This is a genomic window from Variovorax glacialis (assembly GCF_051216375.1).
In the GTDB taxonomy this organism is placed as follows: domain Bacteria; phylum Pseudomonadota; class Gammaproteobacteria; order Burkholderiales; family Burkholderiaceae_C; genus Variovorax.
Genome location: NZ_JBPJZT010000012.1, coordinates 22998 through 48179, shown reverse-complemented (window position 1 = coordinate 48179; position 25182 = coordinate 22998). Strand labels below are relative to the sequence as shown.

The following is a 25182-nucleotide window of genomic DNA, read 5'->3' as shown; positions in this document are numbered from 1 at the left end:
CTCCCTTGCGATCAGTAAGACTTGGGAAGGTCGAGCACCTTCTCGGCGATGAACGACATGATCAGTTGCTCCGTCACTGGCGCGATCCGCGTCACCGTCACTTCACGCAGCAGGCGCTCGACGTGGTATTCCTTCGCGTACCCGAAACCGCCATGCGTCAGCACGGCCTGCATGCACGAATCGAAGCCGGCACGCGCGCCGAGGAACTTTGCGGTGTTGGCCTCCGCGCCGCAGGGCTGGTGCTGGTCATAGAGCCAGGCGCCCTTCATCACCATGGCCCACGCCGCCTCCAGCGCCATCCAGCGCTCGGCCAGGGGGTGCTGGATGCCCTGGTTCTGGCCGATGGGCCGGTCGAAGACGACGCGCTCGCGCGCGTACTTGGCAGCCCGGCGCAACGCGTCCTGCCCGATGGCAACGGCTTCCGCCGCCACCAGCAGGCGCTCGGGGTTGAGGCTGTGCAGGATGTACGAGAAGCCCTTGCCTTCCTCACCGACACGGTCCTCCTCGGGGATGAACAGGCCATCGATGAAGATCGAGTTCGAGTCGACCGCCTTGCGGCCCATCTTGGGGATGCGATGCACCTCGATCTTGCTGCGGTCCAGGTCGGTGTAGAAGATCGTGATGCCGTCGGTCGGCTTCTTGCAGTCCTCCAGCTTGGTCGTGCGCGTCAGCAGCATGATCTTGTTGGCGACCTGCGCGGTCGAGGTCCAGACCTTCTGCCCATGCACGAGGTAGCCGCCGGGTACCTTCTGCGCGAAGGTCTTGATCGCCGTCGTGTTGAGGCCGGCATCGGGCTCGGTAAAGCCGAAGCAGCACTGGTCCTTGCCTTCGACGAGCCGGGGCAGCCAGCGCTGGCGTTGTTCGGGCGTGCCGAAGACCACGATCGGATGCGGCCCGAAAAGGTTGATGTGCACCGTCGATGCGGATGCCATGCCGCCGCCATGGCTCGCGACCTCGTGCATCATGATCACGGCCTCGGTCACGCCGAGTCCGGCGCCGCCATATTCCGGCGGCATCGTGATGCCGAGCCATCCCGCGTCGGCCATTGCCCGGTGGAAGGCGCGCGGAAACTCGCCATCGTCGTCGCGTGCGAGCCAATACTCGTCGTCGAAAGATCGCACCACCGCGCTCACGCCGTCGCGAATCGCGCGATGGTCTTCACTGATTGAGAAATCCATAGGGTCTCCGTGGGTCTCGCTGTTGTCGGCCGTCTAGTCGGCCATCCGCAAGGTCTCGAGCGCCTGCGTCAGGTGCGGCTTGTCGAGCATCACGCCGTCCAGGCTCAGGGTGCCGGCATCCGGCGCGGCGGCGAATGCATCGACGATGCGAAGGGCATGCGCGATCTCCGCCTCCGAGGGCGTATAGGCCTCGTTGATGATGGCAACCTGGTCCGGGTGGATTGCAATGCGGCCGCGGAAGCCGCGACGACGCGATGCGCGGCAGGCGGTCGCGAGGCCCTCGGGGTCGCGAAAGTCGGCATGCAGCGTGTCGATCGGCGGGACGCCGGCGGATGCGGCGGCGCAGAGGCACAGCGAGTTGGCCCAGACGTAGAGCGGTGAGAAGCTGCCGTCCTCGTCGCGGTTCGATACCGCGCCGATGGCCGTCGAGAGGTCCTCGGCGCCCCAGGTGATGCCTGCAAGCCGCTCGATCGGGCCAGTCGCGAAGCTCTGCATGGTCAGCATGGCCTGTGGCGTCTCGGTCGCGACCGGCACGATTCGCACGGTGCCCGGCGCAATGCCGGCGCGTGCCTCCAGCGCGTCGAGGCAGTGACCGAGGCGCGTGATGTCGGCCGCGCTGCGCGTCTTCGGCAGCATGATGCCGGCCAGACCGGGCACGACGATGGCCGCAAGATCGCCCATCGCCAGCGTGGTGTCGAGCGGGTTGATGCGGACGAAGAGGCTGGCGGTGATGTGCGGAGCTTGCGCCGCGATGAACTCGACGGCGGTGGCGCGCGCGCCGACCTTGCGCGAATCGGCCACCGAGTCCTCCAGGTCGAGGATCAGCACGTCTGCCGGGTTGCCGACCGACTTCGCCAGCTTGCGTTCGCTGTCGGCCGGTACGAAGAGCATCGAGCGGAGCTTGAGCGGCTTCATTGGGGCTTTCGGAGCATGAGCGCCTGGCGTGTGCAGACGCACACCTCTTCGCCGCGCTGGTTGAGACCCTGGTGCAGAAAGGTCACGATGCCGGCATTCGGGCGCGACTTGCTGTCCCGGATCTCCTTCACGGTGGTGCGCGAGCGGATCGTGTCGCCCGCGAACACCGGGCCCGGAAAGCGCGTGTCGGTCATGCCGAGATTGGCCACGGTCGTGCCGAGCGTCGTTTCCTGCACCGACAGCCCGATCACCAGCCCGAGCGTGAAGATGCTGTTGACCAGGGGCCGCCCGAATTCCGTGCCTTTGCAGTACTCTGCGTCGATATGGATCGCCGCGGGATTGCAGGTGGCGTTGCTGAACCACATGTTGTCGGCCTCGGTGACCGTGCGGCGGATCTCGTGGTCGAAAGTCTGACCGACTTCGAATTCCTCAAACCAGCGGCCTGCCATCGTGATTTACCTCATGAATAGAAAGTTGCTACAGCGTATGGATGTGCATGGTACGCATGTGTACTATAGCAAGTCTCGCAGCTTTGCAACTCGGGTGGAACCTTGATGGAGACAAATCGATGAATGCGCGCATCAATCGCCAGGTTCGCCTGAAAAGCCGGCCCACGGGCATCCCGCAGGCGGAACATTTCGAGATCGTCGACGCGCCGGTGACGTCGCCCGGGCCGGGCCAGGTGCTGGTGCGCAACATCTGGCTGTCGGTCGAGCCGGCGATGCGCGGCTGGGTCAGCGCCGTCGCCAACTATTCGGAGCCCGTGGCCATCGGCGCCGTCATGCGGGCATTCGCCGCCGGGCGCATCGTCGAATCGAAGGATCCGGCATGGCCGGTGGGCGCCGCGGTGACGGGGCTTTTCGGGTGGCAGGACTATGCGGCGGTCGACGGTGCCGCCATCCTGCGACGCATCGCCGAGGACGACCTGCCGATGTCGACCGCGCTGGGCGTGATGGGGATCAACGGTGTGACGGCGCACTACGGGCTGCTCGAACTGGGCCAGCCTCGTGCCGGCGAGACGGTCGTCGTCTCGACCGCCGCAGGCGCCGTCGGCTCCTGCGTGGGCCAGATCGCGCGATTGAAAGGATGCCGCGCGGTCGGCATCGCGGGCGGCGAGGCCAAGCGGGCGCTGTGCGTGGAGCGCTTCGGCTATGACGTAGCGGTCGACTACAAGGCGGCCGATTTCGCACAGCGCCTGGCAGAAGCCTGTGCCGGCGGCGTCGATGTCTACTTCGACAACACGGCGGGGACGATCAGCGACGCCGTGATGGCGCACCTGAACGTCGGGGCGCGCATCGTGATCTGCGGAACCGCGTCGGTCGCGAGCTGGGACCCGCCGCCGCAGGGCCCCCGCGTCGAACGCCACCTGCTCACCAAGCGCGCGCGCATGCAGGGCTTCGTGATCTTCGACCACCCCGAATACGCCGACGGTGCGCGTGCGGATCTGGCCGCGTGGTTGCGCAACGGCAGCCTGCGCTACATGGAAGAAGTGCTCGACGGCATCGCGCACGCACCGGATGCGATCGCGGGTCTGTATCGCGGCGACAACCTCGGCAAGCGGCTGATCCGCCTCTGCGACGAAGCCGAGGTGCGCTGAGCGCCCGCTAGCTGCGTAGCGGCATGCCGGGCAGGCGCAACGCCTGGTCATCGGCAGACTCCGGCAGCAGCGGGCCGCGCCGGAACACGCCGCTCGCGCGCATCACCACCTGGTCATCGGCCTGGATGAGGCCCTGCGAGAAGATGAGGTTGCGCGTCACCTGCAGGATCTCGGCCTGGCCCTGGACCCAGCTGCCCAGCGGCGCGACGGCCAGGAAGTCCACCTGCAGGCTGATCGTCGGGAGGAACTGGCGCGGGATGTCGGTCTGGTACTGCGCCGCGGTCGAGATCAGGACGTCGGCAAAGGTGCACAACATCCCGCCATGACAGTTCTGCCCGGGATTGACGTGCCCGGGGCCGACGCGGAAGCCCAGTTGCAGGCGCTCGCCGTGCCAGCGCGCGAAGAGCGGTCCGTTGACGGTGGCGAAGGTGCCACCCAGGTCCACTTGTTCGAAGCCGGGCGGCGGTGGCGCAGGGTGCGGAGCCTGGGTCATGGTGGTCATGCGGCCTTGCGGATCGCGCGCCAGGCTTCCTGCAGGCTCGCGCGGTGCTCCGGCGCCGCGATGCCTATCAGCGCCTCGGCCCGGCCGTCGAGCGACAGATTGCGAAGCTCGGCGATGCCATGCTCGGTCACCACGGCGTCCGCCAGGTAGCGCGGCAAGGTGCACAGGGCCTGGTCCCCCAGTACGGGCACGATGCGCGACACGCTGCCTTTGCGCGCGGTCGCGCCCAGGCAGATCAGGAGCCGGCCGCCGGGCGATGCCAGCGCGCCCTGTGCGAAGGCGGGCAACCCGCCCGCGCCCGCCTGGATCGTTCCGCCCACGCGCTCGCCATTGACCTGGCCGAACAGGTCGACTTCGGCCGCGGCGTTGATCGCGACGAAGCGCGGGATCGCTGCGACGATGCCCGGGTCGTGCGTCTTCATCACGTCGACAAGACGCAACGGGGCGAGGCGCCCGACGAAGTCATGAAAGGACGCGTCGCCCAGGACCACCCCGGTGGTGATTGGCGCGTCGCGGTCCATCGCGCCCGCTTCCCACAGCGTCTGCAAGGCGCTCGATACCAGCCCGCCATGGAAGCGCAGCCCGCGGTGCGCGCTCAGCGCACCGGCCAGGGCCAGCGGGACGGAGCCGATGCCGAACTGGAGTGTGTCCCCGTCCCGCACGAGCGTGGCGACATGCCGGCCGATCCGCGCCTCGACCTCGCCCGAGGGCGACTCGATGAAGTCGTTGAGCGGGGCATCGACTTCGACGGCCGCATCCAGCTCCGAGACATGGACGCGGAACGAGCCCTGCGTGCGCGGCATGCGCGGATTGAGGTGCGCGATGCGCTTCCTCGCGCGCGCCCATACGAGCGGCATGAAATCGCTCGCGAGGCCCGGACTGCACCAGCCATCGGCATCCGGCGGTGTGAGATGCGCGATCGCGAGGTCCATGGGCGCAGCGTCGCGAAGATGACGCGCAATGCCGAGGTAGTCCAGCGACAGCAGTTCGGCTCGCCCCTCGAGCAGGCCGGCGCGCACCGGGCGGGTCATGAAGAAGGCCGTCTGTCGCGCCTCGGGATGCAGCGCCAGATAGTCCGCGCGGTCGATGCCGGGAAACTGCACGCCGGTGAAGACCACGCCACGGGCACGCTCGGGATCGGCGCGCAGTTCGTCCAGCAGCAGCGGGGACTCCGTGCTCAGCGTCGGTACGAAGACCCGCATGCCGGGTTGCAGCGCGTCGACGAGTCGGCTCATCGCGTCGGTCCGCTCGCCACCCGGGCCTTGCCCGAGACCAGCTCGACACCGGCCGACGTGCGCGCGTCGAGGTCATAGAGACCGAGTTCACCCTCGGTGCCTGTCAGCGTCGCGCTCAGCACGACCGTGTCGCCGAGCCGGGCGGCTCCGGTGAATCGCGTGTGAAGGTGCCGCACGCTGCCGGCGCCGAGGGTCTTCGTGAAGAGGCGTGCGGCGTACGCCATGGTCAGCATGCCGTGCACCAGCGGACGGTCGAAACCGGCGGCACGCGCCGCCTCGACATCGAGGTGTAGCGGGTTGTGATCGCCCGAGGCGGCCGCGAACAGCGCGAGGTCGACGGCCGTGACGGGTCCGCAGTGCAGTTCGAGCGTTTCCGGAAACGCGCTCATGTCGCCTCCAGCGCATTGCGCACCAGGATCGTCTGCCGGCTGCTGGCCACGGGTTGCCTCGCGCGGCGGTAGTCCGTGTCGACGACGATGAAGGTGAAGGCCCCGTTCTTCTTGTCGAAGATGTCGGCCACCTTGCGGCTGACCTCGATGCGGTCGCCCACGTAGACCGGCGCCAGATGTTCGAAGCTCTGTTCGGCATGCAGCACGCCGCGCAGCGGCACCTGGAGCAGCGCCATCAGTTGCGCGCTGCTGAAGTGCTCGCCCTCGATTGCCTTCAGGAAGGTCGGCGGCACCGGGCACGCCGGGTGACCCGCCGCCCGTGCGGCGTCGGCATCGCGGTAGACCGGGTCGTCCTCGCCCACCGCCTGGCAGAAGAGCTTGACGCGCCAGCCGTCGATGTCCGCCGTGGTGGCCTCGGTCTCGAAGCCGATGCGGGTGCGGTCGATCATGCGAAGGCGCGGTGCAGGGCCGGTTGGAGCCGGTTCCAGGCGTCGCGCGTTCCCGAGTCGAAGCCGGGCACGACCCTGGCGCGCTCGGCCCAGAGCCAGCTGAGCGGGCCACCGCTCCAGGCCGGCGTCACCCCGGCCAGGCAGGCGGCGACATCGAGGAAGGCCACGTCGCTCGCGCCCGGCACCGCCGCGCACTGCACGGCCGTGTGCGCCTGTGCATCGAGCGATTCGCCGCGAAGCCGCTGCAGCACGCTGGCGGGGCCCGGGGTCCGCCACGGCAATGCGCCCAGATGCGGCGCCAGGGCGGCGATGGCGGTCGCCGCCTCGTCATCCGAACTGATGATCTCGATCACGCGCCCATACGGCCCGGCGGGCGCGAGCAGGGCCAGCGCAGAAGCGGAGGAGGCCGGCGTGTCGAGCGTTGCAAGCGCCACGCAATGGCGGCTGCCTTGCAGGTCGACGATCTCGATCGTCCCTTCCGGCAGCGACGCATTGGCCGCCTGCGCGACCTTCATCCTGGCCAGCGCGTCGGCCCATGTCTTGTGCGCCGGGCCCAGGGGGCCCACTTCGATGCGCTCAATGGCCGTGCCCTTCGGTGCCGCCAGTTCACGCTCCGCGCGCAGGCGCTCGAGAAACAGGGTGCGCACCATTTGGCCGGCGACCGGGTTGAACATGAGGCGCAGGAACTGCGTCATCTCCGCATCGGTCGCCTCGGCGAGCGGGAGCCGCGCGCCCTTGAGCACGCTGTCGGCGATGGCGCTGTACGCGGGGTAGCGATCGAAATTGTCCGGGCTCACGCCATGCTCGAGCGCGATGGCCCGCGCACCTTCGGGGGTGTAGGGCGGCACGTCGGCCTGCGCGAGGCGGGCGAACTTCTCTTTCTCGTCATATGGCTTGCCGTGCAGCGTGCGCGCGACCGCTCGTGCCTCGTCCACGAGCTGCGACGCCGGCAGCGCCCGGGCAAAGATGCCGAGCCGCACCGCGTCGGCTGGCGCGATCGAGCGGCCGCTCAGCAGCAGGTCGAGCGCCGCGTCGAAGCCGGCCAGACGCGGCAGGCGCTGCGTGCCGCCGGCGCCCGGCAGCAGTCCCCACCGCACTTCGGGCACGCCGATCTGCGTGCGCGGCGCGTCGGTGACCAGCCGCACGCGGCACGCGAGCGCCAGTTCGAGTCCGCCGCCCAGCGCGATGCCGTTGACCGCCGCAACCCACGGCTTGGCCGACTGCTCGAGCCGGACGAACTGGCGGCCCAGGCGCCCGCACATGGCGAACAGTTCCTCGTGCGTGCCGGTCTTCGCGCGATCGGTGTAGCCGCGCACCATCACGAGATCGGCGCCCGCCAAGAAGGTCGACTTGCCCGAGGTGAGCACCACGCTCCGAACTTGCGCGTCCTCGTCCACCCGGTCCATCAGCGCATCGAGCGCATCCATCAGATCCGCCGAGAACACGTTCATCGTGCGGCCCGGCATGTCGATGGTGGCGACAAGCACGCCGTCGGCCTCAAGGTTGGTTTGAATCAAAGTTTCCATAGGTCGCCATCAGATCAGGGTGCCAGGAATACCGCGGAACCGGCTTTGCCGGGCCGCCGGTATTGCCCCCTGAAAGGGGGTGGAGAGTGACACGAAGTGCACGAGCCTGGGGGTGAGCCAAGTCCTCAGGCATATTTTTTAAAGTCGGGCTTGCGCCGCTCGTTGAAGGCGCGCACGCCTTCCTTCGACTCCTCGGTCTGGTAGTAGTGCTTGACCGTCTGGATGCCGAGGAAGCCGATGCCACGGATGTTCTCGCTGTCCGCGTTGAACGAGCGCTTGGCGATCGCGAGTGCAGTCGGGCTCATCTCGTTGATCTCCTTGCACCACTGCGCTACTTCGGCGTCGAGCTGGTCGTGCGGCACCACCTTGTTGACGAGGCCCATCTTCTCGGCCTCGGCGGCGCTGTACTTTCGGCACAGGAACCAGATCTCGCGGGCCTTCTTTTCGCCCACGATGCGCGCCAGGTAGGCCGTGCCCCAGCCCGGATCGACCGAGCCGACCTTCGGCCCGACCTGGCCGAAGGTGGCCTTCTCGCTCGCGATGGTCAGGTCGCACAGCGTCGCGAAGACGTTGCCGCCGCCGATCGCGAATCCCTGCACCTTGGCGATCGAGACCTTGCGCAGGTCGCGCAGCGCCGTCTGCATCTCCTCGATCGGCATGCCGACCGTGCCGCGCGGGCCGTAGAGGCCGTCCTCGCTCAGGTGCACCTTCTGGTCGCCCCCGGTGCAGAAGGCCTTGTCGCCGGCGCCCGAGAGCACCATCACGTTCGCGCTCTTCTCCTCGTCGGCGCGGCGCAGGCCGTCGATCAGCTCTTCCAGCGTCTGGTTGCGGAAGGCGTTGTAGACGTCGGGCCGGTTGATCGTGATGTTCACGACGCCGTCGCGCACTTCGTAGAGGATGTCCTTGTAGTCCTTGCTCATGTTCTGCTCCTGTTATCCATGCATGCTGAGGCCGCCCGAGACGCTGATCGTCTGGCCGGTGATGAAGGCGGCGTCGTCGCTGGCCAGGAAGGCCACGATGCCGGGGTAGTCGTCGGGCACGCCGATGCGGCCGAGCGGCACGCCGCGCACCATCGCGTCGCGGATCTTCTGGCCCTGCTCGCCGGTGCCGACGAAGGCGTCCATCGCCGGCGTCTCGGTCGGACCGGGGCACACGGTGTTGACGGTGACATTGCTGCGTGCAACCTCGCGCGCCAGTGCCTTCGCGAAGGCGATCGTCGCGCCCTTGCAGCCGGAGTAGACGACCTCGCCCGTCGATCCGACGCGGCCGGCGTCCGATGCGATGTTGACCACCCGGCCGCTCTTGCGCTCGGCCATCCCCTTGGCGACAGCGTGCGTCATGTGCAGCGGGCCGAACCAGTTGATGGCGGTGACCTTCTTCCAGAAGGCCTCCTCGGTCTTCAGGAAGGGCATGGGCGTGTCCCAGCCCGCGTTGTTGACGAGGATGTCGGTGCCCGCCCCGGCCTGGCCCTCGAAGCTCGCGACGGCCGCGGTGACCGCCGCGTAGTCGGTGATGTCGCAGGTCACCGCGATCGCCTTGCCGTCGGCGGCCTCGATGGCCTTGACGGTCTCGGCCGCGCCGGCCGGGTTGATGTCGAACACGCCGACGATCGCGCCTTCGGCGCCAAGCCGCAACGCAATGGCACGGCCGATGCCGCTGCCGGCGCCGGTCACGATGGCCTTCTTGCCTTTCAGTCCTCGCATGGGAAGTCTCCAGTTGAAAAGGGAATGGGGGGATTCGGTACGGCTATGCGCTCAGGCGCCCGCGCGGCCGATGATGGCGACGGCACTCACGTTCTGGTGCGGATGGCCGCCGAGGTTCTGCGTCAGGCCGCGGTCGACGTTCCTGAGCTGGCGTTCGCCCGCACGGCCATGGATCTGCTGGTAGACCTCGTAGACCATGCGCAGGCCGGAGGCACCGATCGGATGGCCGAAGCACTTCAGCCCGCCGTCGGGCACGACCGGCAAGGCGCCGTCGCGATCGAAGACGCCGTCGAGCACGTCGTGGATCACACGGCCGGGCGCGCTGAAGCCGAGGTCCTCCATCAGCACTGCCTCGGTGATCGAGAAGCAGTCGTGCACCTCGGCCATCTGGATCTCGCGGCGCGGCTCGCTGATGCCGGCGGCGCGGTAGGCGCGCTCGGCGGCCGTCTTGGCGGTCGCGATGTTCGCGCCGTCCCAGTTGTTGAAGCTGGCTTCCTCGCCATTGCTCACCGACACCTCCAGCGCCTTGATCGTCACGATCTCGGCGTTGGCCTTGAGCGCGCGGGCGATCTCCGGCGTGGTGACGATCGCGCAGGCGGCGCCGTCGCTGACCCCGCTGCAGTCGTACAGTCCGAGCGGCGCGGCGATGGTCATTGCCTTGAACACGTCTTCCTCGGTGATCTTGTTGCGCAGGTGAGCCTTCGGATTCAGCGCCGCGTTCGCGTGGCTCTTGACCGAGATGTGCGCCATGGCGCGCCGCAATTCCGTCATCGCCACGCCATGCTTGGCCGCGTAGGCCGAGGCGAGCTGGGCGAAGGCACCGGGTGCCGTCGAATTCGGCAGCCAGAGATCGTTGGCGACGCCGCGCGTGCGCGCCGGCAGGCCGCCGTAGCCGGTGTCCTTGAGCTTCTCGACACCGAGCGCGAGCACGATGTCGTAGGCGCCCGCGGCCACCGCGTAGGCTGCGCCGCGCAGGGCCTCGGTGCCGGTCGCGCAGGCGTTCTCCACCCGCGTCGCCGCGATGCGCGGGAGCCGCAGCGCCTGGGCGAGCGGGCCGGCGGTCTTGCCGACGTTGTTCTCCTCGAGGCAGACGCCGAACCATGCGGCCTCGATCTGGCGCGCGTCGATGCCTGCGTCGGCAACGGCTTCGTTGAAGGCTTCGAGCATGAGGTCTTCGGGACCGCAATCCCAGCGCTCGCCGAAGCGCGTGCAGCCCATGCCGATGATGGCGACCTTGTCGCGGATTCCGCTGGCCATTTACTTGCTCTCCGGGGTGGATGGGGCGCTGCTCACGCCGGCGCGCGTCGGCGTCGCCTTCCAGAAATAGCGCCGGAAGCCGCGGTTGCGATCGAATTCCTTCACGCGGTAGACCATGCGCAGCGGCAGCCCGACCGCGAGCTCGCCGACATCGGTGTCGGTGAATTCCATCAGCACCCGGCCACCGCCTTCGAAGTCGATGTGCCCGAACTGGAACGGAGGGTCGGGCGTGTAGCCCAGGAAATCGGTGGTGTGCGACATCACGCGCGCCGGCACGTCGGCCAGGTTGGCCGGCTGCTGCGTGTCCTGTGCGCGGCAGGCGGGGTTGACGCACACCCGCGAGCGCGGGAACTGTACGGTGCCGCAACGCTCGCAGCGGCCGCCTTCGAAGCGTTCGGTGCGTGCGTGATCGCGCCAGGCGGCGGTCAACGCGGTCTTGTTGTCCATCTCGGCGCGCATGCCCCAGGCCAGGTCGATCTGCCCCGTGAAGGACAGGTACTTGAGGTAGCTGGTCTCGGGCTTGCCGGCGTCGGGCGCGCTGCCCGGACAGGGCGCGGCCGTGCGCTTGAGCAGCAGCACGTCGCAGCCGCTGCCGAAGGCCGCCACCAGGATCAGCGCGCCGGGTGCCGCCGCGCGGAGTGCGATGTCGAGCATGGCCAGCGGTTGCGCGCAGCCGATGTCGCCGACCGCGTCGGAGGCGGTGGCAACCAGCGCCGTCGGTGCGATGCCCACGCGCTTGGCGACGGCCTCGTTGATGCGCGCCAGCGGCGCGGGCAGCGCGAAGTGGCTCACGTCCGATGCGCTCACCCCGGCGTCGGCCAGGCATTGCCGGATCGTGTCGGCCGCGAGCTTCATGTAGCCCTCGTCGCGAATCCAGCGTTCTTCCCAGCCGTAGTCGTAGACCTCGCCCGACTGGCGGAAGTGATCGACCAGGTCGGCATGCAGGCTGCGCGCCGCGACGAAGGTGGCGATGGCGCGCCCGGTGCCGACGGACGCCGCCGCGGCACCGTCGCCGAAGATGAGCTCCTGCGCACTGGCGGGCTTCGCGGTCCGGCGTTCGGCCGCGACGATGATCCGGGTGGCGTCCGGCGTCGGATGGCGCAGTGTGCCGGCCAGTTCGGTCAGCGCGGCGCGGGCGCTCGAAGCGACATCGCGCACGACGGCATCGCCTGCCAGTCCGACCGCGGCCGCGACGATCCCGGCGTTGAGACGGTCCGCGAAGGGGAGGGTGGTGGAAGCCAGGGTCAGCTCCCTTGCGTGCGGTGCGGACATCGAGGCCAGCAGCGTGCGACCGGCCTCGACCGCCATCGTCACCACGTCCTCGTCCCAGTTGGCCATCGCGCGCTGGCCCTTGCCGAGCGACTTGAGCCCCGGTGCCATCCAGCGGTGCTGCGCGGCGACTTCGCTGCGTTCCAGACGCAGGCGGGGCACGTAGCGGGTGGTGGCCAGCAGGCCGAACACGGTCTCGGAATCGTTCATGGCTTTTGGCGTCGGCGCGAACGCCTGCTGTACATGATCATGTGGTGCATGGTACGCTAGCGCACGATATTTCCGCAAGCCGCAATCTCGAGGATGAACAGGGGTTTACCCTCGACGGCTGCACCCAAGGAGACATGAATTGAGCAAACTACTCGAAGGCAAAGTGGCGCTGGTCACGGGCGGCGGCCGGGGTCTCGGGCGAGGCATCGCGCTGGCCATGGCGGCCGCGGGCGCCAAGGTCGTCGTCAACGACCTGGGCGCGTCGCTGGACGGCCAGCCGGACCAGGAACAGCCCGCGAACGAGGTCGTGTCGGCCATCAAGGCCATGGGGGGCGATGCCATCGCCGACGGCGGCTCGGTGGCGGACTGGGGCGCGGCCAACAAGATGGTCGAGGCGGCCGTCGACACCTTCGGGCGCATCGACATCGTCGTCAACAACGCCGGCATCCTGCGCGACGTGATGTTCCACCGCATGAGCGAGCCCGAGTTCGACCAGGTGCTGGCCGTGCACCTGAAAGGCAGCTTCAATGTGAGCCGGGCCGCGGCGCCGCACTTCAAGCAGCAGGGCAGCGGCGTCTACGTGCACATGACGTCTACCTCCGGCCTGATCGGCAATTTCGGCCAGGCCAACTACAGCGCGGCCAAGCTGGGTATCGCGGGCCTGTCGAAGTCGATCGCGCTGGACATGCAGAAGTTCGGCGTGCGTTCGAACGCCGTGGCGCCCTTCGCCTGGACGCGCATGATCGACTCGATCCCGAGTGAGACGCCCGAGCAGAAGAAGCGGGTGGAAGGCCTCAAGAAGCTGGTGCCCGAGAAGATCGCGCCCTTCGTGGTCGGGCTCTGCGCCGATGGGGCGAGCGATGTCAGCGGGCAGATCTTCGGCGTGCGCAACAACGAGATCTACCTGTTCAGCCAGCCGCGGCCAATCCGCAGTGCACACTGCGGCGAAGGCTGGACGCCCGAGGGCGTGCTCGACACCGCGCTGCCGATGCTGCGCGCCAGCTTCTTCCCGCTCGATCGCTCGGGCGATGTGTTCACCTGGGATCCCGTCTAAACCTCGTTTGAAAGCAAGGAGACCTGCATGTCCACCCAACGCAAAGTCATCATCACCTGCGCCGTGACCGGTGCGATCCATACGCCCTCGATGTCGCCGTACCTGCCGGTGACGGCGCAAGAGATCGCCGATGCGGCGGTCGGCGCCGTCGAGGCCGGCGCAGCCATCATCCACCTGCATGCGCGCGATCCGGTCACGGGCAAGCCCGACCAGCGGCCCGAGGCCTTCGTGCCCTTCCTGAAGGACATCAAGGCCCGTTCGGATGCGGTCATCAACCTGACGACCGGCGGCTCGCCCTACATGACCGTGCAGGAACGCATGCAGCCGGCCAAGGTGCTCAAGCCCGAGGTCGCCTCGATGAACATGGGCACGATGAACTTCGGCCTGTTTCCGATGCTGCAGCGCTTCAAGGAATTCAAGTTCGACTGGGAGCGCCCCTATCTGGAAGGTAGCAAGGACCTGATATTCCGCAACACCTACGGCGACCTCGAGACGGTGCTCACCGAGCTGTCGGTCAACGACACCCGCTACGAGTTCGAGTGCTACGACACCTCGCACCTGTACAACCTTGCGCATTTCGTCGATCGGGGCATGGTCAAGGCGCCGTTCTTCGTGCAGACGGTGTTCGGCATCCTGGGCGGCATCGGCAGCCACCCCGACGACGTCATGCACATGAAGCGCACGGCCGACCGGCTCTTCGGCAGCGACTACCGCTGGTCGGTGCTCGGCGCGGGGCGCAGCCAGATGCCGATCGCGGCGATGTCGGCCTCCATGGGCGGCAACGTGCGCGTCGGGCTGGAGGACAGCCTCTGGATCGGCGCGGGCAAGCTGGCCGAATCGAACGCGCAGCAGGTGCGCAAGGCGCGCGAGATCATCGAGGGCCTGGGGCTGGTGGTCGCGACACCGGCCGAGGCGCGCGAGATCCTGCAGCTCAAGGGCAAGGACGCCGTCGCCTTCTAGCGCCCGGATCCTTCGGGCGGCTGTCGCTTTGCGGACTGCACGGGCTTAAAGTCAGTTGCTAGAATGTACGCATCATTACAGTAATAGACTCGCCGCCCGCGGCGAGCGGCGCACCATGGCAACTGACCCGCATTCCACCGACTGGGAGCTTCGGCTCGGTTTTCTGATCCACGACGTCTCGCGCCTGCGACGCAGCGCCTTCGACCGCTGCCTGAAGCCGCTGAACGTGACCCGCTCGCAATGGTGGGTGCTGGCCTACCTGTCGCGCGAGGACGGCATGACGCAGTCGCAACTGGCCGAGGAACTCGACCTAGGCAAGGTGGCCGTCGGCGGCCTGATCGACCGCCTCGAGAAATCCGGCCTGGTACGGCGCGATGCCGACGCCACCGACCGGCGCGTGAATCGCGTCTTCCTCGAACCCAAGAGCAAGCAGCTGATCACCCGGATGCGCAAGGTCAGCCATCAGCTCAACGAGCAGATCCTCGACGGCCTGGCCGACACCAAGCTGGAGGCGGCGGCGATCACGCTCGACGCCATGAAGCGCAACCTGCTGACTTACCTGCAGGCCACCGAGACGGCCTGATTCGTCCTCGTCCGTTCGGGGCCGCCATGTGCTCGCTTTCCCGGGGGTGTCCGGGCTTGCGATGAATCGTCAATCCACGTATCGTACAGTAGTGAACTAATTCCAGCGACTACTTGGAGATACTGGCATGACGGTCAAAGGATTCGATGCTGTCGCCCACGCGCGGCACATGCGCGAGGAGGGTTTCTGGCAGGACAAGACCATCGACGACTACCTTGTCGCCGCGATCCGCCAAACCCCCGACAAGTCCGCACTCGTGGCATATCGCGCGGACCGGGCCGAGCCGGTGCGCATCTTTTACCGCGAACTCGGCGACAAGGTCGCACTGGCCGCCGGCGCGCTGCGCGACCTGGGCGTCGGACACGGCGACATCGTGGCCGTGCAGGTCCCCAACTGGTGGGAATTCGTCGTCATGACGCTGGCCTGTGGCCGCATCGGCGCGGTGGTGAATCCGCTGATGCCCATCTTCCGCGAGCGTGAGCTCGAATTCATGCTCGGCTTCGCGGAGGCCAAGGTCTTCGTGGTGCCGGCGATGTTCCGCGGCTTCGACCATGCGGCCATGGCGGAAAGCCTGAAAGCGAAACTGCCCAAGCTGCAGCACATCGTCGTCGTCGACGGGGAGGGCGCCAACGGCTTCGAACGCGTGTTGCTGCAGGGCAGCAAACGGGTCGAGGCAGCCGAAGTCTCGGCCGACCGCGCGCTCGTTCCCGAGGAACTCGCGGTCATGATGTTCACCTCCGGCACCACCGGCTCGCCCAAGGGCGTGATGCACTCGTGCAACACGCTGCTGGCCTGCAACAAGGCGCTGTCGGAGCGCTTCGGACTGACCTCGGACGACGTGCTGCTCGCCTGCTCGCCGGTCGGACACATGACGGGCTATGCCGCCGTCATGGTCCTTGGTATCTACCTCGGGTCGACCGTCGTGCTCCAGGACATCTGGGAAGCGCGGCGCGGCGTCACCCTGATGGCCGAGGAAGGCGTCACGTACACGGCCGCATCGACGCCGTTCCTCGCGGACATCTGCGGTGCCGTGGTCGATGGCGCGCCGCGGCCGGCCCGCCTGCGCTCCTTCCTGTGCGGCGGCGCACCGATCCCACCGGTGCTGATCGAGCGCGCGGCCAACGAGCTGGACCTGAAGGTCTGCTCGCTGTGGGGCATGACCGAGTCGCTCTCGAGCACCCTGACCGAGCCTTCCCGGGCCGCCGACAAGTCATCGAAGACCGACGGCCGCGCGCTCGACGGCGTCGGCATCCGCATCGTCGACTACGACGGCAAGCCCATGCCGGTGGGAGAGACCGGCCGCCTGCTCGTGCGCGGTGCGCAGATGTCCCTCGGCTATTACAAGCGGCCCGACATCGCCACCTACGACGCGGAAGGCTGGTTCGACACGGGCGACCTGGCCTACATGGACGACGAGGGCTACATCCGCATCAACGGCCGGACCAAGGACGTGCTGATCCGCGGCGGGGAGAACGTGCCGGTGGTGGAGATCGAGGCGCTGCTCTACAAGCATCCGGCCGTCGCGATGGCGGCGATCGTCGGCTACCCCGACGAGCGGCTCGGGGAGCGCGCCTGCGCCTTCCTCGAACTGCGTCCCGGCGCGACCCTCGACCTCGCCGGCGTCCAGGCCTACATGGCCGAATGCAAGGTCGCGAAGCAGTACTGGCCCGAGCGCGTCGAAGTGCTTGCTGCGGTGCCGCGAACGCCCAGCGGCAAGATCCAGAAGTTCGTCCTGAAGGAACGCGCGAAGGCCTTCGCCGCCGCCACGCAGTAGCCACTCGCGGCCCCCCCGTCGTGCGCGCGGGTAAGCATTGATATTGCATACCTTACAGTAGCGTATTATTTTTGCGTGTCTGGCCTGCGTGCCGGACATTTCATGGGCGCCGCCGGACCGGCGCTCCCTCAGGACCTCGGAACGGGCGCATGGACATCGCGGCTTCCTCGCTACAGCGGACAACTTCCCTGCCGACCGGACGCGCAGCGGACGCTGCGCATTCGGCCGCTGCTGCCGGCGTCTCGCTGGCGGTCGAGGGTGTCGACCTGCGCTTCGGAGGCATCCACGCGCTGCGTGGCGTCTCCTTCGCCGCGGCGCCAGGGCAGATCACGGCGGTGATCGGCCCCAACGGGGCCGGCAAGACGAGCGTGTTCAACACCATCTCGGGCTTCTACCGCCCCTCGAGCGGCCGCGTCTTGCTCGACGGGCAGGACATCACCGCCGTGCCGGTGCATCAGCGTGCGTCGCGCGGACTCGCGCGCACGTTCCAGAACATCGCGCTGTTCCACGGCCTCAGCGTGCTCGAGAACATCAAGCTGGGCGGCCACCACGTGATGCGCGCCGGCCTGCTGCAGAGCCTGGCGCAGACCCGGTCGGCGCGCAACGAGGAACTCGCGCTGCGCGACGAGGTCGAGCGGCGCGTGATCGACTTCCTGCAGATCGACCACCTGCGCCATCGCCCCGTCGAGGCGCTGTCGTACGGCCTGCAGAAGCGCGTCGAACTCGCCCGCGCGCTTGCGATGCGCCCGCGCGTGCTGATGCTCGACGAGCCAGTCGCCGGCATGAACCGCGAAGAGACCGAGGACATGGCACGCTTCATCCTCGACGTGCAGGAAGAGTGGGGCGTGACGGTGCTGCTGGTGGAGCACGACATGGGGATGGTGATGGACATCTCCAGCCACGTCGTGGTGCTCAACTTCGGCGAGGTCATCGCGAGCGGAACGCCCACAGAGGTGCGCAGCCATCCGGGCGTCATCCAGGCCTACCTGGGCGCCGACGAGGAGGGCGCGTGATGAACATGTCCAACTGGTACGAGTTCATCGAATACAGCACCATCGGCCTGCTCTCGGGTGGCGTGCTGGCACTGGTCGCCCTGAGCTTCGTGCTGGTCTACAAGGGCACGGGCGTCGTCAATTTCGCGGTCGGCGAGGTGATGATGCTCGGCGCTTACCTCTACTACGCGGCGCACGTGACCTTCGGCCTGGCGCCGCTACCGGCCTTCGGCGTTGCGCTCGCCGCGATCGCGCTGCTCGCAGTGCTGGTCGAGCGGATGGTGCTGCGGCCGCTATCGGGCCAGTCGCCTGTCTCGGTGCTGATGGCCACCATCGGCATGGCCAGCATCGTGCATGGCAGCGTCGAGGCGATCTGGGGCGGCGACACCTTCACGGTGCCCCCGCTGCTGCCGCGCATGCCGCTCAACTTCGGCGAGGTGCTGATTCCCGGCACGGCCATCGGCAACTTCGTGGTGGCGGCCGTGCTGATCGCGGCGTTCATCGCCTTCTTCCGCTACTCGAAGACCGGCATCGCCCTGCGCGCCACCGCGAGCGACCCGGTGACCGCGGCGACCATGGGCATCGACATCCACCATGCGCAGCGGCTGACCTGGATCCTTTCGAGCCTGGTCGGCACGGTGGCGGGCGTGCTGATCGCGACATCGGCCAACCTGTCCCCGCTGCTGGCCTCGACGGCGCTCGCCGCCTTCGCGGTGATCATCCTGGGCGGCCTCGACAGCATCGTCGGCGCGATCGTCGCGAGCCTGATCGTCGGCTGGCTCGACGCGGTGGCCGCCGGCTACCTGGGCGGCAAGGCGCGCGACCTGGTCCCGTACGTGGTCGTGCTCGCCATCCTCGTGATGCGTCCGCACGGCATCTTCGGCACCCGAACCATCGAGAGGCTCTGACCATGCGCACGGGTGTCTTCCACGAAACGCACCGCTCCGAAGAGCAGCTCTGGGACTCGCCGGCTTCGCGGCGCTCGATGGCGCTGTTCATCGTCGCGCTGATCGGGCTGCCGTTCTACGGCAGCGACTACGTGCTCGCGATGGCCTGCATCGTCGGCATCCACATCGTCGCGACACTGGGCCTCAACATCACGACCGGCAGCACCGGCCAGATCTCGCTCGCGCACGCGGCCTTCCTCGGGGTGGGCTGCTACACGGTCGCCTGGCTCGCCAAGCAGGGGGTGCCGTTCTACGTTGCGTTGCCGATCGCGGGCCTGCTGGCCGCCATGATCGGCGTGGTGGTCGGCCTGCCGAGCCTGCGTGTGAAAGGGATCTACCTCGCGATCGCCACGCTGGCCGCGCACTTCATCCTGACCTTCGTGTTCCGCGAGTGGGACGCGGTGACCGGCGGCGTGCCCGGCACGTCGATTCCGCGGGCCAGCCTGTTCGGCTTCGAACTGATCGGCGACCGGCGCAACTTCTACCTGATCTATGGCTGCGTGCTGCTGGCGGCGCTGGCTACGCGCAATCTCCAGCGCAGCTACATCGGCCGGGCCTTCATCGCGGTGCGCGACCGGGACATCTCGGCCGAGATCCTCGGCGTGAGCCTGCTGCGCACGAAGCTCCTAGCGTTCGCGCTCGGTGCCTTCTACGCCGGCGTCGCGGGCGGACTGCTGGGCTACTTCTACGGAAACATCACGCCCGAGTACTTCACGGTCACGCTGTCGATCTACTACCTGGCCGCCATCATCGTCGGCGGTGCCACGGTGCTCGGCAGCATCCTCGGCGCCGTCTTCATGACCTTCGTGCCCGAGGTGCTGCGGCTGGTCGCGCACGCGGGCGCGGAGTGGCTGCCCGGCATCGCCGGCCTTCTATTGCCGATGGGGCAGGTCGTGTTCGGCCTGCTGATCATCGTCTTCCTGATCTTCGAGCCGCATGGGCTGTCGGCCATGTGGGCACGCGTGCGACGCATCTTTCACCTGTGGCCCTTCATCACCTGAACCGATAACGAGGAGACTGACCATGACGGACTTTCTGAGACGCAAACTGATCCAGGCCGCCGGCACCGCCGCCGCGCTCGGACCCTTCGCCATCCAGGGCGCATCGGCGCAGGCACAGAAGGGCGAGATCGTGATCGCGGCCTCGCAGCCGATCACCGGCATCTTCGCGTTCGCGGGCACCGCGATGAACAACGGGCTGAACGACTTCGTGCAATGGAAGAACGCCAACGGCGGCGTGGCCGGCCGCAAGCTGCGCTACGTGTCGGAGGACAGCGGCTTCAAGCTCGACCAGGGCGTGGCCATCTTCAAGAAGCTGATGGCGTCGGACAAGCCGACCTTCTTCTACGGCGACAGCACGCAATGGGCGAAGGCCGTCGCGCAGGACGCCATCGCGTCGGGCACGATCATGACGTCGTCCACCTCGCTGGCGAGTTCGATGGCCGACCCGACCGGCATGCCCCAGCACTTCGTGCCGGGCCCGATCTACGGCTCGATGCACGAAATCCTGATGGAGTACATCGCCAAGACCTGGTCGAAGTCGGAGAAGCCGAAGATCGCCTACGTCTACGCCGACACCGAATTCGGCCGCGACGGCATCCCGGGCGGCAAGGCCCGCGCCGAGAAGCTGGGCCTGCCGATCGTCGCGGAGATCGTGACCAAGCAGGCCGGCATCGACGTCGCGCCCGAGGTCGCGAAGCTGCGCCGTGCCCGGCCCGACATCGTGATCTTCCAGGGCTACATCCTCGCGCCGATGCCGGAGTTCGTGCGGCAGATGCGCGAGGCGGGCTTGCAGAGCCAGGTCATGGGCACCGCCTGGGGCCTCGACAAGCCCGCCTACGACGCGCTCGGCGCCATGGGCGAATCGCTTGGCGGCGTGAGTCCGTACCGCTACGGGCACGAGACCGACTCGGCCATGATCAATGCGATGCGCGACTATGCGGCGAAGAACCGGCCGGACATGAAGAACATCTCGCCGTTCTACATCAGCTCGTGGCTCTCGGGCATGGTGTTCGCCGAGATCGCCGAACGCTGCATCAAGGCCAACAAGCCGCTCACGCTGCCCAACATGAAGGCCGCGCTCGAGTCGATGAAGGACTGGGACTCGGGCGGCATCTTCGGCACGCTGGTGGACCTGAGCAAGCACCAGGCACCGGTCGGGCGCATCTACCGCTACGACCCGAAGACCAAGCAGATGGAGCCGGCGAGTTCATGGATCAAGGTGTGAGCGGTCCACCGGCGCCCGCACTGTCGATCGCCAACATCGAGGTGGTCTATCACCACACGGTGCAGGCGTTGCGCGGCCTCTCGATCGAGGTGCCTGACGGCAAGGTGGTGGCGCTGCTCGGTTCCAACGGCGCGGGCAAGACGACCACCTTGAAGGCCGCCTCCGGCATCCTGCCGCTGGAGAACGGGCGCGTGGCCAGTGGCCGCATCCAGTTCTTCGGGGAGGATATCGACCGCTGGGCGCCACATATGCTGCCGCGGCGCGGCCTCGCGCATGTGCGCGAAGGGCGCCATGTCTTCTCGGAACTGACCGTGGACGAGAACCTCGTGGCGGCCGGCAATGCGCTGCACGGGCGCAGCGGCAAGACACCCGACATCGAGGCGGTGTTCGAGTATTTCCCACGCCTGAAGGAGCGGCGCAAGCAGCTGTCGGGCTACCTCTCGGGCGGCGAGCAGCAGATGCTCGCGATCGCCCGGGCGCTGGTCGGGCAGCCGCGACTCATCCTCCTGGACGAACCGTCGCTCGGGCTCGCGCCGCTCGTGGTGAAGGACATCTTCTCGATCATCGCGCGCATCAACCGGGAGCAGGGCGTGGCGATGCTGCTGGTGGAGCAGAACGCGCGCGTCGCGCTCGGGGTGGCCGACTACGGCTACATCATGGAGAACGGTCGCATCGTCATCAACGGCGCCAAGGAGGTCCTGCTGGGCGACCCGGATGTGCAGCGCTTCTACCTCGGCAGTGGCGAAGGCGGCGGGAGCACGAGCTTTCGCGACGTGAAGCACTACAAGCGGCGCAAGCGCTGGTTGTCATGATCGAAGAGTTGAAAAGCCTGACGACGCCGCAGCAGTTGCTGTACTGGGCACGCACGCGCCCCGACACGGTGGCGCTGCGCCAGAAGCAGTTCGGCGTGTGGCAGCCGGTGACCTGGCGCGACTACGCCGAGCGGGCGAGCTGCCTTGCGCTGGCATTGCTCGAACTGGGCCTCAAGCCGGGCGAGAAGGTCGCGATCCTCGGCGAGAACCGCATCGAGTGGGTCATCGCGCAGTTCGGCGTCGGCCTGGCCGGCGGCATCGTCGCGGGGGTCTATCCGACCTCGCCGGGCGTCGAGATCGAGTACCTGCTGCAGCTGGCAGGCTCGCCGATCATCGTCTGCGAGGACCAGGAGCAGCTCGACAAGGTGCTGTCGGTGCGCGACAACCTGCCCGAACTGCGGCAGATCGTGCTGATCGATACGCGCGGCCTGCGTCACTACAGCCGTGCGGGCATCCACGAATTCGAGGCGCTGATCGCGCAGGGGCGCCAGCTCGCCGTTGCGCAGCCCGCGCGCATCGCGACGCTTGCGGCCGCGCAGACGCTGGACGACATCGGGCTGATCGTGTTCACCTCAGGCTCCACCGGCCGGCCCAAGGCCGCGCAGATGAGCTGGCGCGGCCTGGGCAGCGCGGCGCGCGGGCTCAACACCGTGCTGGCCTGCACCGAAGGCGATTCGCTGGTCTCCTACCTGCCGTTGTGCCATGTGGCGGAGCAGATGTTCTCGATCCACGTGCCGCTCGCGACCGGCGCGGTCGTCAACTTCGCCGAAAGCCTTCGCACCGTGCAGGAAGACCTGCGCGAGCTGTCGCCCCAGGTGTTCTTCGGCGTCCCGCGCATCTGGGAGAAGTTCCACGCCTCCATCCAGACCAAGCTGCGCGAAGCGGGCGGCTGGCGGCTTGCGCTGTACCAGCGCGCGATGGCCTCGGTGGGCCGCTTCGCGGCGTTGCCGCCGCGGCAGCGCAGCCTCGCGCAGCGCGTCGCCTGGGCCTTCTGGTATGTGCTGGTGCTGCGCGCGCTGCTCAACTACGTCGGGCTGCGACGCTGCCGGGTGGCGATCTCGTCGGGCGCGCCGATCGCACCGGACATCCTGCACTTCTTCCGCGTGCTCGGCGTCCCGATCCGCGAGGCCTATGGCCTGACCGAGGCCTCCGGCGCCACGACCATGCAGCCGAGCGACGCATCGCCGGTCGGTACGGTTGGCGTGCCGTATCCCGGCGTGGAGCTCCAGCTGGCGGACGACGGCGAGATCCTCATCCGCGGTGACGTGGTGTTCAGGGGCTACTACCGCAACCCCGAGGCGACGGCCGAGGCCATCGACGCCGACGGTTGGCTGCGCACCGGCGACATCGCCCGCTGGGACGACGGCCCGGCCGGCCGCGAGCTGCGCATCATCGACCGCAAGAAGGACATCATGATCACCGCGGGCGGCAAGAACATCACGCCGTCCGAGATCGAGAACGCCCTGCGCATGTCGCCCTTCATCAAGGAAGCGATCGTCATCGCCGACCGGCGTCGCTTCGTGTCGGCCCTGCTGCAGATCGACTTCGACAGCGTCGCGAACTGGGCGGAAGCCCAGGGGCTGGCCTACACCAACTTCAAGAGCCTCGTCGAGCAGGAGCGCGTGCGCCAGATGATCGAGAACGAGGTCGCCGCCGTCAATGCGCGCCTGGCGCAGGTGCAGCAGGTCCGCAAGTTCCACCTGCTCGCGAAGGAGCTCGACCACGACGACGGCGAAGTGACCGCCACGATGAAGGTGCGTCGCAAGTCCATCGCGGAAAAGTACGCCGACGTGATCGAGTCGATCTATGCCTGAGCCGGCTTCATCCGCGGGCGCGTACCTGGAGCAGCCCGCCAGCGGCGTTGCGCTGTTGCGCCTGAACCGCCCGCAGCGCCTGAACGCGCTCGATGACGACACGGTGCGCGAGATCCTTCGCCTGCTCGACACGATCGACGCCGACGATGCATGCCGCGTGCTGATCGTGAGCGGGGCGGGGCGCGGCTTCTGCGCGGGCTTCGACCTCTCGCTCGCCGGCGACGCGCCGGGCAGCGAGGCCGGCGAGACGCAAGCCTGGATGAAGCGGCAGGAGCTCTTCGCCAGCCTCGTCACCCGGCTGCGCGCATTGCGACAGCCGGTCATCGCCGCGGTCAACGGCCCGGCCAACGGTGCGGGCCTCGGCCTGGCGCTGGCGGCCGAGATCCGCATCGCGGCGCGCTCGGCCTCCTTCAATGCCGCCTTCGTGAAGGTCGGCATGTCCAGTTGCGACATCGGCGTGAGCTGGCTGCTGCCGCGCGCCGTGGGCACGTCGCGATCCTTCGAGATGATGCTGACCGGGCGCATGGTCGACGCGGTCGAGGCCGAGCGCATCGGACTGGTGTCGGAACTTGTGGACGACGACCTGCTGATCGCGCGTGCCGTCGAACTGGCGCAGGCCATCGCGGCCAACAGCGTCTTCGGTGTCTGGATGACCAAGCGCGGTGGGTGGGCGAATCTCGAGAGCGCGAGCCTCGCCGGTGCGATCGAACTCGAGAACCGAACGCAGATCCTTGCAAGGACGACGGGGGAGCTTCGGCGTGCGGCCGAGGCGATGCTCGCACGCAAGAAGGACGGCGCCTAAGCCCGGGCCCCCGTCTTTGCGGCACGCAGGCGCAACAGCGCGTAGACCGTGTCGATCGTCGGTGTCGGCGATTGCGCGAGTTCGCGCATCGCCTCGATGGAGTCGACGAGCACATCGAGCTCCAGCGCGCGGCCTCGCTCCAGGTCCTGCAGCATCGACATGCGATGGTCGCCGGCGTTGCGCGCGGCCTCGATGCGCTGGTCGATCGAGATCGGCATCCGCTCGACGCCGAGGCGATGTGCGAGGGCGTCGGCCTCGGCCATCATCGCGCGCACGATCGCGACGATCTCCGGTCGCGCATTCATTTCCGAAAGCGTGCCGAGCGTGAGCACGGCGACGGGGTTCCAGCACAGGCTGCTGATCATCTTGGCCCAGATCCACGCGCGAATGTCGGGCACCACGGGCGCATCGAGACCCGCGCCCGCCATGGCCGCCGCGAGCCGCGCGATGCGCTCGCTGTTCGATCCGTCGGGTTCGCCGATCGGGAAGCGCGACAGGCTGCCGTCGTGGTGGATGACGCCCGGCGCCGTGACTTCGGAGGCCACCCAGTACACGCAGCCGATCACGCGCTCCGGCGCCAGGGCACGCCACTGGCGCCCGCCCGGATCGAGACGTTCCACCTGCCGGTTGACGAAGGGCCCCGGAAGGTCGTGGAAATACCAGTAGGGGATCCCGGTCGTCGGCGGCACCACCACGGTGTGGGGCCCGAGCAGAGCCTGCACGCCATCGAGCGCGGCTGCGACCTGATGCGATTTCAGCGCGAGGATGACCACGTCCTGCACGCCGAGTGCTGCCGGATCGTCGCTCGCCTGCACGCGCGCGCGCAGCGTGCCGCGCGGCGACTCGATCGTCAGGCCGTTGGCGCGGATGGCCGCCAGGTGCGCGCCGCGCGCGACGACGCTGCCCGACACGCCTTCGGACTGCGCCAGATGCACCGCCAGGTAGCCACCGATGGCACCGGCGCCGAAGATGCAGATCTTCATGGTGG

Annotated in this window: 25 protein-coding genes; 12 read left to right on the top strand and 13 right to left on the bottom strand. The window is 68.1% G+C overall.

The window, feature by feature from the left end; translation table 11 throughout:
• Window positions 1–11: 11 nt before the first annotated feature.
• Genes ACSFBL_RS26090 through ACSFBL_RS26080 form a run of 3 tightly spaced genes read right to left on the bottom strand, consistent with a single transcriptional unit; the run spans window position 12 to window position 2542 of the window.
• Window positions 12–1178, bottom strand: coding sequence for an acyl-CoA dehydrogenase family protein (locus tag ACSFBL_RS26090; protein ID WP_435518727.1), 1167 nt, complete (start codon window positions 1176–1178; stop codon window positions 12–14).
• A gap of 33 nt (window positions 1179–1211) precedes the next feature.
• The gene (locus ACSFBL_RS26085; protein WP_435518726.1) at window positions 1212–2093 is read right to left on the bottom strand and encodes an HpcH/HpaI aldolase/citrate lyase family protein; all 882 of its coding nucleotides are present in this window, start codon (window positions 2091–2093) and stop codon (window positions 1212–1214) included.
• Entirely contained in the window at window positions 2090–2542 is a 453-nt protein-coding gene (locus ACSFBL_RS26080; RefSeq protein WP_435518725.1) for a MaoC family dehydratase, read from the bottom strand. Before ACSFBL_RS26080 ends, ACSFBL_RS26085 begins: the two co-directional genes overlap by 4 nt.
• Before the next feature lie 119 nt (window positions 2543–2661).
• Between ACSFBL_RS26080 and ACSFBL_RS26075 the strand changes: the two genes are divergently transcribed.
• A complete protein-coding gene (locus ACSFBL_RS26075; RefSeq protein ID WP_435518724.1) occupies window positions 2662–3690 on the top strand; it encodes an NADP-dependent oxidoreductase in 1029 nt (342 codons plus the stop codon).
• 7 nt (window positions 3691–3697) lie between these two features.
• Here the strand turns inward: ACSFBL_RS26075 and ACSFBL_RS26070 are convergent, their stop codons facing one another.
• The 9 genes from ACSFBL_RS26070 to ACSFBL_RS26030 all read right to left on the bottom strand — a co-directional run bounded on the left by ACSFBL_RS26070 (window position 3698) and on the right by ACSFBL_RS26030 (window position 12230).
• Window positions 3698–4192 carry a PaaI family thioesterase gene (locus ACSFBL_RS26070; RefSeq protein ID WP_435518723.1) on the bottom strand — a complete coding sequence of 165 codons (495 nt, stop codon included), beginning with the start codon at window positions 4190–4192 and terminating at the stop codon, window positions 3698–3700.
• Window positions 4189–5427, bottom strand: a complete 1239-nt coding sequence (locus ACSFBL_RS26065) for an acetyl-CoA hydrolase/transferase family protein (protein ID WP_435518722.1) — start codon at window positions 5425–5427, stop codon at window positions 4189–4191. The genes ACSFBL_RS26070 and ACSFBL_RS26065 overlap by 4 nt, the downstream gene beginning before the upstream one ends.
• A complete protein-coding gene (locus ACSFBL_RS26060) occupies window positions 5424–5816 on the bottom strand; it encodes a MaoC family dehydratase (RefSeq protein WP_435518721.1) in 393 nt (130 codons plus the stop codon). The genes ACSFBL_RS26065 and ACSFBL_RS26060 overlap by 4 nt, the downstream gene beginning before the upstream one ends.
• Window positions 5813–6265 carry an FAS1-like dehydratase domain-containing protein gene (locus tag ACSFBL_RS26055; RefSeq protein WP_435518720.1) on the bottom strand — a complete coding sequence of 151 codons (453 nt, stop codon included), beginning with the start codon at window positions 6263–6265 and terminating at the stop codon, window positions 5813–5815. Before ACSFBL_RS26055 ends, ACSFBL_RS26060 begins: the two co-directional genes overlap by 4 nt.
• Window positions 6262–7791, bottom strand: a complete 1530-nt coding sequence (locus ACSFBL_RS26050; RefSeq protein ID WP_435518719.1) for an enoyl-CoA hydratase-related protein — start codon at window positions 7789–7791, stop codon at window positions 6262–6264. Before ACSFBL_RS26050 ends, ACSFBL_RS26055 begins: the two co-directional genes overlap by 4 nt.
• A gap of 125 nt (window positions 7792–7916) precedes the next feature.
• The gene (locus tag ACSFBL_RS26045; protein ID WP_435518718.1) at window positions 7917–8711 is read right to left on the bottom strand and encodes an enoyl-CoA hydratase-related protein; all 795 of its coding nucleotides are present in this window, start codon (window positions 8709–8711) and stop codon (window positions 7917–7919) included.
• A 12-nt stretch (window positions 8712–8723) separates the two neighbouring features.
• On the bottom strand, window positions 8724–9494 hold the full coding sequence (locus ACSFBL_RS26040; RefSeq protein WP_435518717.1) for a glucose 1-dehydrogenase: 771 nt from the start codon (window positions 9492–9494) through the stop codon (window positions 8724–8726).
• A 51-nt stretch (window positions 9495–9545) separates the two neighbouring features.
• On the bottom strand, window positions 9546–10751 hold the full coding sequence (locus tag ACSFBL_RS26035; RefSeq protein WP_435518716.1) for an acetyl-CoA acetyltransferase: 1206 nt from the start codon (window positions 10749–10751) through the stop codon (window positions 9546–9548).
• Window positions 10752–12230, bottom strand: coding sequence for a 3-oxoacyl-[acyl-carrier-protein] synthase III C-terminal domain-containing protein (locus ACSFBL_RS26030; protein WP_435518715.1), 1479 nt, complete (start codon window positions 12228–12230; stop codon window positions 10752–10754). It lies immediately after the preceding gene.
• Between the two features lie 139 nt (window positions 12231–12369).
• On the opposite strand from ACSFBL_RS26030, the gene ACSFBL_RS26025 reads away from it, so the two are divergent.
• The 11 genes from ACSFBL_RS26025 (at window position 12370) to ACSFBL_RS25975 (ending at window position 24194) form a co-directional block, all read left to right on the top strand.
• A complete protein-coding gene (locus ACSFBL_RS26025; RefSeq protein WP_435518714.1) occupies window positions 12370–13284 on the top strand; it encodes an SDR family NAD(P)-dependent oxidoreductase in 915 nt (304 codons plus the stop codon).
• Between the two features lie 27 nt (window positions 13285–13311).
• Window positions 13312–14244: a 3,5-dioxohexanoate:acetyl-CoA acetone transferase gene (gene kce, locus ACSFBL_RS26020; protein WP_435518713.1), complete on the top strand. Its 933-nt coding sequence runs from the start codon at window positions 13312–13314 to the stop codon at window positions 14242–14244.
• A 115-nt stretch (window positions 14245–14359) separates the two neighbouring features.
• The gene (locus ACSFBL_RS26015) at window positions 14360–14827 is read left to right on the top strand and encodes a MarR family winged helix-turn-helix transcriptional regulator (protein ID WP_435518712.1); all 468 of its coding nucleotides are present in this window, start codon (window positions 14360–14362) and stop codon (window positions 14825–14827) included.
• Window positions 14828–14954: 127 nt separating this feature from the next.
• The gene (locus ACSFBL_RS26010; RefSeq protein WP_435518711.1) at window positions 14955–16601 is read left to right on the top strand and encodes an AMP-binding protein; all 1647 of its coding nucleotides are present in this window, start codon (window positions 14955–14957) and stop codon (window positions 16599–16601) included.
• A 149-nt stretch (window positions 16602–16750) separates the two neighbouring features.
• On the top strand, window positions 16751–17614 hold the full coding sequence (locus ACSFBL_RS26005) for an ABC transporter ATP-binding protein (protein WP_435518710.1): 864 nt from the start codon (window positions 16751–16753) through the stop codon (window positions 17612–17614).
• Window positions 17614–18501 carry a branched-chain amino acid ABC transporter permease gene (locus ACSFBL_RS26000; protein ID WP_435518709.1) on the top strand — a complete coding sequence of 296 codons (888 nt, stop codon included), beginning with the start codon at window positions 17614–17616 and terminating at the stop codon, window positions 18499–18501. The genes ACSFBL_RS26005 and ACSFBL_RS26000 overlap by 1 nt, the downstream gene beginning before the upstream one ends.
• A 2-nt stretch (window positions 18502–18503) precedes the next feature.
• The gene (locus ACSFBL_RS25995; RefSeq protein ID WP_435518708.1) at window positions 18504–19541 is read left to right on the top strand and encodes a branched-chain amino acid ABC transporter permease; all 1038 of its coding nucleotides are present in this window, start codon (window positions 18504–18506) and stop codon (window positions 19539–19541) included.
• A 22-nt stretch (window positions 19542–19563) separates the two neighbouring features.
• Window positions 19564–20766: an ABC transporter substrate-binding protein gene (locus tag ACSFBL_RS25990; RefSeq protein ID WP_435518707.1), complete on the top strand. Its 1203-nt coding sequence runs from the start codon at window positions 19564–19566 to the stop codon at window positions 20764–20766.
• Window positions 20763–21578 (top strand): ABC transporter ATP-binding protein, encoded by an 816-nt coding sequence (locus ACSFBL_RS25985; RefSeq protein WP_435518706.1) that lies wholly within the window; start codon window positions 20763–20765, stop codon window positions 21576–21578. Before ACSFBL_RS25990 ends, ACSFBL_RS25985 begins: the two co-directional genes overlap by 4 nt.
• Window positions 21579–21586: 8 nt before the next feature.
• Window positions 21587–23392 (top strand): AMP-dependent synthetase/ligase, encoded by a 1806-nt coding sequence (locus ACSFBL_RS25980; RefSeq protein ID WP_435518705.1) that lies wholly within the window; start codon window positions 21587–21589, stop codon window positions 23390–23392.
• The gene (locus ACSFBL_RS25975; RefSeq protein ID WP_435518704.1) at window positions 23385–24194 is read left to right on the top strand and encodes an enoyl-CoA hydratase/isomerase family protein; all 810 of its coding nucleotides are present in this window, start codon (window positions 23385–23387) and stop codon (window positions 24192–24194) included. The genes ACSFBL_RS25980 and ACSFBL_RS25975 overlap by 8 nt, the downstream gene beginning before the upstream one ends.
• Here the strand turns inward: ACSFBL_RS25975 and ACSFBL_RS25970 are convergent.
• Window positions 24191–25177, bottom strand: coding sequence for a ketopantoate reductase family protein (locus tag ACSFBL_RS25970; protein WP_435518703.1), 987 nt, complete (start codon window positions 25175–25177; stop codon window positions 24191–24193). The two genes, ACSFBL_RS25975 and ACSFBL_RS25970, sit on opposite strands and share 4 nt — an antisense overlap.
• Window positions 25178–25182: the final 5 nt, after the last annotated feature.